At 72.9% G+C, this 8,442-nt stretch carries 7 protein-coding genes; 3 read left to right on the top strand and 4 right to left on the bottom strand.

The window, feature by feature from the left end; translation table 11 throughout:
* Window positions 1-897, bottom strand: an 897-nt coding sequence (locus CCN35_RS21065) for an alcohol dehydrogenase catalytic domain-containing protein (protein WP_086793907.1), incomplete at its 3' end; no start/stop codon positions are given.
* Window positions 894-1,841: an SRPBCC family protein gene (locus tag CCN35_RS21060; RefSeq protein ID WP_067399369.1), complete on the bottom strand. Its 948-nt coding sequence runs from the start codon at window positions 1,839-1,841 to the stop codon at window positions 894-896. The genes CCN35_RS21060 and CCN35_RS21065, both read right to left, overlap by 4 nt.
* A 255-nt stretch (window positions 1,842-2,096) precedes the next feature.
* On the opposite strand from CCN35_RS21060, the gene CCN35_RS21055 reads away from it, so the two are divergent.
* The gene (locus CCN35_RS21055; RefSeq protein ID WP_086793909.1) at window positions 2,097-3,881 is read left to right on the top strand and encodes a SpoIIE family protein phosphatase; all 1,785 of its coding nucleotides are present in this window, start codon (window positions 2,097-2,099) and stop codon (window positions 3,879-3,881) included.
* Window positions 3,882-4,466: 585 nt separating this feature from the next.
* Window positions 4,467-5,639 (top strand): carboxylate-amine ligase, encoded by a 1,173-nt coding sequence (locus tag CCN35_RS21050; RefSeq protein ID WP_086793905.1) that lies wholly within the window; start codon window positions 4,467-4,469, stop codon window positions 5,637-5,639.
* Between the two features lie 43 nt (window positions 5,640-5,682).
* On the opposite strand, the gene CCN35_RS21045 is transcribed toward CCN35_RS21050, so the two are convergent.
* Both CCN35_RS21045 and CCN35_RS21040 read right to left on the bottom strand, forming a co-directional pair.
* Window positions 5,683-6,234 (bottom strand): GNAT family N-acetyltransferase, encoded by a 552-nt coding sequence (locus tag CCN35_RS21045; protein ID WP_086793903.1) that lies wholly within the window; start codon window positions 6,232-6,234, stop codon window positions 5,683-5,685.
* A 41-nt stretch (window positions 6,235-6,275) separates the two neighbouring features.
* Window positions 6,276-7,427: a CapA family protein gene (locus CCN35_RS21040; RefSeq protein ID WP_086793901.1), complete on the bottom strand. Its 1,152-nt coding sequence runs from the start codon at window positions 7,425-7,427 to the stop codon at window positions 6,276-6,278.
* A 246-nt stretch (window positions 7,428-7,673) separates the two neighbouring features.
* On the opposite strand from CCN35_RS21040, the gene CCN35_RS21035 reads away from it, so the two are divergent.
* Entirely contained in the window at window positions 7,674-8,321 is a 648-nt protein-coding gene (locus CCN35_RS21035) for a TetR/AcrR family transcriptional regulator (RefSeq protein ID WP_086793899.1), read from the top strand.
* Window positions 8,322-8,442: the final 121 nt, after the last annotated feature.

Raw genomic sequence — 8,442 nt, 5'->3', positions numbered from 1 at the left:
CGGTCGTACACCCGGACATGGGCGGCACCGTCGCCGCGCTCGCGATCGGCCGGCGGAAGGTCGGTCGTACACCCGGACATGGGCGGCACCGTGCGTGGCCTCCATGCCCACCGCGTCGATGCACTTGTCCGGGCCGCGCCCGCCGGTCAGCTCCAGCAGGGCCGAACGCACGTCCACTTCCTCGAAGTCGACGGTGTCGTAGCCCTGTGCGGCGGCCATCTCGAGCCGGTAGGGCTCCTTGTCGATCGCGACGACCTTCTCGGCACCCAGCGCCCGGGCGCAGTCCATCGCGAACTGGCCCACGGCACCGGCCCCCCAGACGGCGACGATCTCACCCTCCTGGATGTCGCACAGATCGGCGGCCATGTACCCGGTGGGCAGGACGTCCGACAGGAACAGCACCTGCTCGTCGGTCAGGTCCGACTCGATCCTCAGGGCGTTGACGTCGGCGAACACCACACGGGCGTACTCCGCCTGCCCGCCGGCGAACCCGCCGGTCAGATGCGAGTATCCGTAGATCCCGGCCGTGGGGTGGCCGAAGAACCTCTCGGCGATCCCGGCGTTGGGGTTGGAGTTCTCGCAGCACGAGTACAGCTCGGCCCGGCACGCGGCACAGGCCCCGCAGGCGATCGGGAACGGCACGACGACCCGGTCGCCGACCCGAGGCCCGTCGTCGCCGATGCCCGGCCCGGTCTCCACGACCTCGCCCATGAACTCGTGGCCCATGACGTCGCCGTTCTGCATGGTGGGGACGTAGCCGTCGAGCAGGTGCAGATCCGATCCGCAGATGGCCGTCGAGGTGACCTTGACGATGGCGTCGCGGCTGTTCAGCAGCGAGGGGTCGGGGACCTCCTGCACCTCCACCGAGTTCCGGCCCGTCCAGCAGACCGCCTTCATGACAGGGCCTTTCGCAGCCCGTCCGCCTCGGCCTCGGTCAGCGGCCGCGCCGGGCGCTGCGGGAACTCCCCGCGGGCCCGCTTGCCGCCGGGGGCGCCCTCGGAGCGGACCACCTCGCCGGTCTCCACGACCTGCTTGAAGCGCCTGAGGTCGTCGTCGAGCTGCTGGTGCGGCTCCTGGCCGAACCAGCGGGCGACCGCCTTGCCGAGCGGGCCGGCGGGAAGGGCGTAGCGCAGGGTCACACGGACCTCGGTGCCGCGCCGGCCGGGAGCGGGGGTGAAGCGGACCTCCCCGGAGTTGTCGACGTCCGCGCCGTCCAGCGAACGCCAGGCGATCAGCCGCCCGGGGACGTCCTGGGTGATCTCGGCGTCCCACTCGACCGTCCTGCCGAAGGGCGCGCCCGCCGTCCAGCGGCTGGTGCGGGGCCCGGTGACGCGTACCTCGTCGAGGTGCGCCATGAAGACCGGGAGCCGGTCGAGGCGGCGCCAGTGCTCGTAGGCCTCGTCGAGGGGGACGCCGACGGTGGTCGCCGCGGTCGCCTCCGTCTCGCCCGTCCCGCGGGTCCGGGTCACGGCCGCATAGACGTCCGCGGCCGTGACGAGGGCGGCGGCAGCGGTGGCGGCGGCCGTGCGGCGCGCACCGCGTCCGTCGTGGTGCACAAGGGCCCGGGCCAGCAGGGTCAGGTCCATGACGTCGCCGCCGACCCGGCCCCACAGCCATGCGGGGTGCGGCCGGGCCAGCAGTCCCGCCGCGGCGGTCAGCTCACGGGCGCCGACCGCCGCGGTGGCCGCGCGGTGCCGGGGCGTGTCCTCCACTCCCAGCCCCCGGGCGACACCGGCGGGATGCACGACCTGGGGCACACCGAGCAGCGCACTGACCCAGCCGAGACCGCGTACCAGCGGATCGTGCCGGAGATCGGAGGCAGGACGGGTGTCTGTCTTCATCGGATACTCCCGGGATACTCCCGTGAAGAACGAGAAAAAAGGGGGTGGGACGGATCCGGAGGTGCGGGACGGATCCGAAGGTGCGGAAGAGGGCCGACAGGGCCGGGGTTTCCTGCCGGCCCGCCTTCAAACGGAAACCCGGCCCGGTGCGGGACGGGATCCGCCGCCGCAGGCGTCATCCCGGCCGGCCGGGGAACCCGGCGACAGGGGTGCGGAAGGCGGCCGGTGCCGCGGCTGGAGGTGGCAGGCACGAAGATGGATCCGCCGGGAGTGCGCCGCCCCGCCGGGCGACCGCCGGGCGATGCCCGTGAGGCGCTTGCGGGCGTGCTGGACGTCCTGCGGTCCGCCGCGTACGTCACGGACGAGCAGGGACGCATCCTCGGGGCCAACGCCCGGGCACAGCGGCTGCTGGCCCGGCCCGCCGCACAGCTGGTGGGCCACGACGCACACGACCTGCTGCACCGCGACCGGCACGGGGAGCGCACGCCGAGGGCCCAGTGCCCGCTGCGCGAGGCCGCTCACACCGGCCGTACGGTGCAGAAGGCGGGGGAGTGGTTCGAACGCGGTGACGGGTCCCTGCTGCGGATCGTGTGGACGGTCGTGCCGTGCGACCTGGGCGACCGGTCCGCCACGCTCGTCCTCTTCCGCCCCCACGACGCCGTCGGTCCGCCCAAGCCGGCCGGTGCGTCGCTCTCGGAGTTCGAACGGCTGACGCTGCTGGCCGAGGTCACCTCCCAGCTGACCTCCGTCCTGGACACCGAGGAGGCGCTGCGCAGACTGATCCGTCTGCTGGTTCCCCGCCTGGCGGACTGGGCCGTCATCGACCTGATCACCGAACGCGACGAGGTGCGGCGCGTCGCCGTGGGGCACATGGACCACGGTGCCCTGAGGTACCGGGAGGACCTGCAGGGGCCGATGCCGCCGGTGCCGGAGGACTCGCCCCTGCCCCTGTCCCGGGCCCTGCGGGGCGCGGCGTCCGCCCTGCTCGGGCCGGAGATCTACCGGGAGCCGCAGATCTCGGGCACCGGTGCCGAGCAGCGCCGTCTGTTCGAGGCGACGGGGATGCACTCGGCCGTCATCGCACCCATTCTCGGCCTGCGGGAAGTCCTCGGGGCCCTGCTGCTGGGACGCTCCGCGCAGCCGGAGCCGTTCACCGCGGCCGACGCCGCGCTGCTGGAGGACATCACGCGCCGCGCCGATCTGGCACTGGACAACGCACGCCTCTACCAGCGGCAGCGCACGGTCGCCGAGACCCTGCAGCGGCATCTGCTGCCGCAGCTGCCCCACGGGCTGGGGCTGGACATGACCGCCCGCTACCTTCCCGCGCCGGACGCCTCCGACGTCGGGGGCGACTGGTACGACGCCTTCACCCTGGCCGACGGGGCCATGGCCCTGGTCATCGGGGACGTCGTCGGCCACGACCTGGACGCCGCGGCCGGCATGGCCCAGCTGCGCAACATGCTCCGCGCCTACACCTGGGCCCAGCAGCGGCCGCCCAGCAAGATCGTGAAATGGCTGGACCAGGCGTCCATGCGCATCGCCGGGATGTCCATGGCCACCCTCGTCCTCGCCCTGGCGACGGCCACCGACGACGGACAGTGGGAGCTGTCCTGGACCAACGCCGGCCATCCGCCGCCCCTGCTGGTCACCCACGACGGCGTGGTCCGTTGTCTCACCGGCGGCGACGGCCTGCTCCTGGGCGTCGACCCCGATCAGGACCGCACCGACGCGACCACCGTCCTGCCGCCCGGCTCGACCTTCCTGCTGTACACCGACGGACTGATCGAATCCCCCGGCCGGTCCCTCGACGAGGGGCTGCACCGGCTGAGCCGGCACGCCGCCTCCCTGATCCGCCGTCCCCTGGAGTCCTTCACCGACCACCTGCTCGCGCGGGTCCGCCCGTCCGACAACCACGACGACGTGGCCCTCCTGGCCGTACGCGTCCCCCCGTCCCCCGCCGGCCCGAAGGCGCTCCGTCCCCCGGAGCCCGGCGGACCGGCGCGGCCGGAGACGCCCGCCGAGGACTTCCGTGGCGGGTGACGGCGGACACGCCGCCGACCACTTTGCGCCTTCGCGGCCACATCGGCGCGGAAGGGGGCCGGAGGGTTCCGACACGGCCTCGAACTGCGGGCTTTGCCCGCAGGGGAGCGGTGAGCCTTTCCGGCCTTTCCGTTCCGCTTCCCGGGGAGCGGGCATCCGCGCCCCGGGCCGGAGCGTGCCGTGGGAACGGGATGCGCACCGGACCGAGGGGCACCGGAGGACGTCCTCACCGGATTGCCGCCCGGAAATATCCTGATAACGCCCGGCCGAACCGGCCGCCGGACCCATGGACCGAACGGCACCGGCGGCGTCGGCGGACGCCGGCGACCCCGCCGGGAGAGGGGCTCGGTCCGGCGTGCGAGGACACGGTGCGACCAGGCCGAAAGGTGACGCGGTGCTCTTCCCGCACGGTGCACGGCTTCCCGTCCGGCGCTCATACTGAGGTGACTGCCAGTGCTCCACGGAAGGTATCGATCGGCTGCCGTTCGGCATGCGCGCCTCACCGTCGTCGGACGGGGCGGTGCCGTGCCCGGTGACCGGTTCCGTCCGGCTCCGCTCGCGATCGAGCGGTGAAGGGAAGCCCTGATGGCGACGACCGTCGGTGTCGAAGAGGAGTACCTGCTGGTCGATGCGGCCACGGGCCTGCCGGCCGCACGAGAGGACAAGGTACGTGTCACAGCCGGTCTGCAGCCTTTCGTCACGGCCGGGGAGGTGCAGTCGGAGCTGCTGCAGGCGCAGGTCGAGGCGGCCACCCCGGTATGTGCCGAACTGGGCGAGGTCGGCGGCCATCTGCTGCGGCTGAGGCACGCCCTGGCGGGCGCGGCCGAGGCGCACGGCTGCCGGCTCGTGGCGAGCGGAACCCCGCCCTCCCACCAGGAGACGCCGCCGGTCACCGACAGCGCCCGCTACCGGGCGATGCAGCAGCAGGCCCCGCAGCTGGTGGCCGAGCAACTGGTCTGCGGCATGCATGTGCATGTGGCCGTGCCCAGCCGCCGGATGGGAGTGGAGGTGCTGAACCGGATCCGTGTGTGGCTGCCGACCCTCACGGCGATGTCGGCGAACTCGCCGCTCTGGAAGGGACATGACACCGGGTTCGCCAGCTGGCGCACAGTGATCTTCGACCGGTGGCCGGTCAGCGGCATACCGCCCCACTTCGCCGACGTGGAGGACTACGACCTGCGGGTCCAGCGGCTGCTGTCCACCCGCGTGATCTCCGACACCGGCCAGCTGTACTGGCAGGCCCGGCTGTCGGAGCGGTACCCCACGGTGGAGATCCGCTGCATGGACGTGCAACTGCGCGCCAGCGACGCCGTCATGCTGGCCGGCCTGGTCCGGGCCCTGGTGGAGACCTCGATGTGGGAGGCGGCCGCCGGTGTCCGTGTGACGCGGTGCGCCCCGGAGATGATCAGGACGGCGATGTGGCAGGCCGCCCGGCACGGGCTCAGCGGCGATCTGATCGATGCTCAGGGGCACCGCCGCCGCGCCGAGGACGTGGTGGGCCGGCTGCTGGACCATGTGAACTCCGCGCTGAAGGCGGCCGGTGATCTGCGGGAGGTGACCGCCGTCGTGCACCGTCTGCTGCGGGAGGGCACGGGCGCGGACCAGCAGCGCCGGGCCCTGCGCACCGGCGGGCTCGACGCCGTCAACGACCTGCTGGCCTTCACCGACATCGGGGGCAGCCCGGAGAAGCGGCCGACGGTCTTCCCGCCCGCCAAGGGGGACGCCCCCCTGCAGACCTTCGGCGGCGCCACTGCCTAGACGCGTCACTGCACAGGGCACCGGCCGGGGCCGGGCGGACGGACTACAGCGGCACGGCGGGCTTTGGATGTCCGCCGTCCGGCGTACGGCCGAGCGGGCGTTGCATCAGCACGGTGTCGATCCAGCGGCCGTGCTTGTGGCCGACGGCGGTCAGACGGCCGGCGACGGTGAAGCCGAAACGGCGGTGAAGCGCGAGGGAGGCCTCGGTGCCGGTGTCGGCGATGACGGCGATCATCTGGCGCACATGGGTCTGGGAGCAGGCGGTCAGCAGGCTGCCCAGCAGCGCGGTGCCGAGCCCCTGGCCCGTCCGGCCGGGGGCGAGGCAGACCGAGTCCTCGACGGTGTGCCGGTAGGCGGGCTTGGGACGCCAAGGGGCTGCGTAGGCGTAGCCCGCGACCTCACCGGACAGGTCGGCGACCAGGAAGGGCAGCCCCTGGGCGGCGAGGTCGCCGAGCCGCCGGTGCCAGACGGCCGGCGGTGGCGGGGTCTCCTCGAAGGTGATCACGGTGTGGCGCACATAGTGCGCGAAGATCTCGGCCACGGCGTCCAGATCGGCCGGGACCGCCGGGCGGATCACCGACTTGACTGCTGTCACACCGGCATGAGCGTAGGCCGGTACCGCTGCGCGGTACGGGTTCAGAAGGCCGGGAAGGACGTGCCGTTCGGCTCCCGTACGGCACCCGTCGTGCCGGCCGCTCCCAGCACGCCGCCCGGCCCCGCGGTGATGTCCGTCCCCGGGCTGATCCGGTCGAGGGTCGCCCGCATCCACGCCCGGTCCTTCTCGGAGGCGGGCTCCAGCCGCATCCGCCGGGCGCGCAGCACCACCATGCGCACCTGCGCCGGCCGCCCCGTGCCCGCCTCGAGGGAAGGGAAATAGGCGACCCGCAGATCGTCGCGGTACTCCTCGTAGCCGGAGATGCCCTCGTAGTCGTCGATGAAGTCGCCGCAGCCGTAGAGGATCAGCCGGTCGCGGTGGACCTCGACGGGACGGGGATGGTGCGAGGAGTGCCCGTGGACGACGTCGACACCGCCGTCGACCAGCGCACGGGCGAAGCGGACCTGCTCCCGGGGGACGCGATACCCCCAGTTGGACCCCCAGTGCACCGAGACGACCACGAGATCCCCGGGGCGCCTGATCCGCCGCACACGCTCGACGATCTCGGCGGCCGCCGCTGCCGTCGGCTCGGGGACGTAGGCGACACCGGGCCGTTTCGCCGTCGCCGCCCAGCTCGGCGGGATGCCGCTGGACGCCATTCCCCGCGCGACCACCAGCACCCGGACGCCGTCCGCGACCGGGCACACCACCGGGGCGTACGCCTCCTCGGCGTTCCGGCCGGCCCCCGCCGCCCGCAGTCCCGCACCGCTGAGCGTCCCGAGCGTCTCCACAAGCCCCGCACGCCCGAAGTCGAGCGTGTGGTTGTTGGCGAGGACACAGACGTCGGGCCGGGCCACCGCGAGGGCGGACACATTGGCCGGGTGCATCCGGTAATGGACCTCCTTGCCCGGGGCGAACGCGTCGGCGCACGTCACGGAGGTCTCCAGATTCACGATCCGTACGTCCGCAGCGGCCTTTGCCAGTACCCGCAGGGCCTCGCCCCACGGCCACTCGGGCGGGACCGGCGCGGGAATCGGCCCGTTCACCGCCTCCGCCAGATCGACATAGGCCCGGGCGTCACGGATCCAGCCCTCCCGCAGGGCGGGATCGCCGGGACAGGCGAGGATCTGGTCGACGCCACGCCCGAGCATCACGTCGCCGCACAGGAACAGCGTCACCCTGCCGCCGCGCATGTCTTCACGGTAGTGGCCGCACGGCATTCCCTCGAACGCGCCCGCCGACGGCCCGGCGGCCGGCCGGCCCGGTGCGGGGCCCGCTTCTTTCGGACAGGGGGACGGTGGCCGTAATGAGCCCTGTTGGAGGAGGGCGACAGCCGCGTACGGTCGCTGCTCGCGGATGTGAAGGGGTGGTGAACATCGACGGAGCACGGTGACCGAGGTTCATGGGGACATGGAGCCCGAAGACGAGGAGAGTTCTGCATGGCTCGACCGAAGGTCCCGCTGATCTCGCGCCGCAAGGCGCTCGAGGCGGCACTCGAGATCGTCGACACCGAGGGGCTCGACGCGCTGAGCATCCGGCGTCTGGGCGAGGCCCTCAACGTCAACGGCGCCTCCCTCTACCACCATTTCCGCAACAAGGACGAGATCCTGGCCGGCGTCACCCGGCTCGCGCTGGCCGATGCGGCGGCCCCGCCCGCCGGGAACGAGAACTGGCGGATCTGGCTGACGCGCGGCGCCCACCGCATCCGGCAGGCGCTGATCTCCCATCCGGAGCTGATCCCGGTCGTGCTGCGCCGCGCGCCGCTGGGCCTCGGCCTGGAGGAGAACGAGGCGAGGGTGAGGCGGCTGCGCGCCGGAGGCGTGCCCCTGCCCATGATCGCCCCACTGTTGGAGGGCCTGGAGCTGCTGGCGATCGCCAGTGCGCTGCAGGAGGTCGGCCAGAACGGCCTCCTGGTGGACGGTGACGGCGAGACCGCCGTTCCGGCGCTGCACGCGGCCGTCGAGGCGCGCGGCATGAGCTCCGAGGACCTCTTCGAGGTGATGGTCTCCTCGCTGATCTCGGTCGTCGAGAGCACCGTCCGGCTGAAGGAGCCCCGGCTCGCGGCCGAGCGGCTCTCCAAGGCCTGAAGGGTGCGGAACGCGCAGGGTGTCCGGCGCATCGCGCTCGCGGTGCGCCGGACACCCTGTGTGCTGATGAGGTTCCGTCCGTGGGCGGGTGTGGTGAAACGCGCTCAGCTTTTGATGTCGC

The organism is Streptomyces thermovulgaris (genome assembly GCF_002155915.1).
In the GTDB taxonomy this organism is placed as follows: domain Bacteria; phylum Actinomycetota; class Actinomycetes; order Streptomycetales; family Streptomycetaceae; genus Streptomyces; species Streptomyces thermovulgaris.
The sequence above is the reverse complement of the archived record's forward strand: the minus strand, read 5'-3'. Positions and strand labels throughout refer to the sequence as shown.

What these genes read in the sequence shown, in the direction of transcription:
- CCN35_RS21035 (WP_086793899.1), top strand. Translation starts at nt 7,674, where the DNA reads ATGGCTCGACCGAAGGTCCCGCTGATCTCGCGCCGCAAGGCGCTCGAG.
- CCN35_RS21060 (WP_067399369.1), bottom strand. Translation starts at nt 1,841, where the DNA reads ATGAAGACAGACACCCGTCCTGCCTCCGATCTCCGGCACGATCCGCTG.
- CCN35_RS21040 (WP_086793901.1), bottom strand. Translation starts at nt 7,427, where the DNA reads ATGCGCGGCGGCAGGGTGACGCTGTTCCTGTGCGGCGACGTGATGCTC.
- CCN35_RS21050 (WP_086793905.1), top strand. Translation starts at nt 4,467, where the DNA reads ATGGCGACGACCGTCGGTGTCGAAGAGGAGTACCTGCTGGTCGATGCG.
- CCN35_RS21055 (WP_086793909.1), top strand. Translation starts at nt 2,097, where the DNA reads ATGGATCCGCCGGGAGTGCGCCGCCCCGCCGGGCGACCGCCGGGCGAT.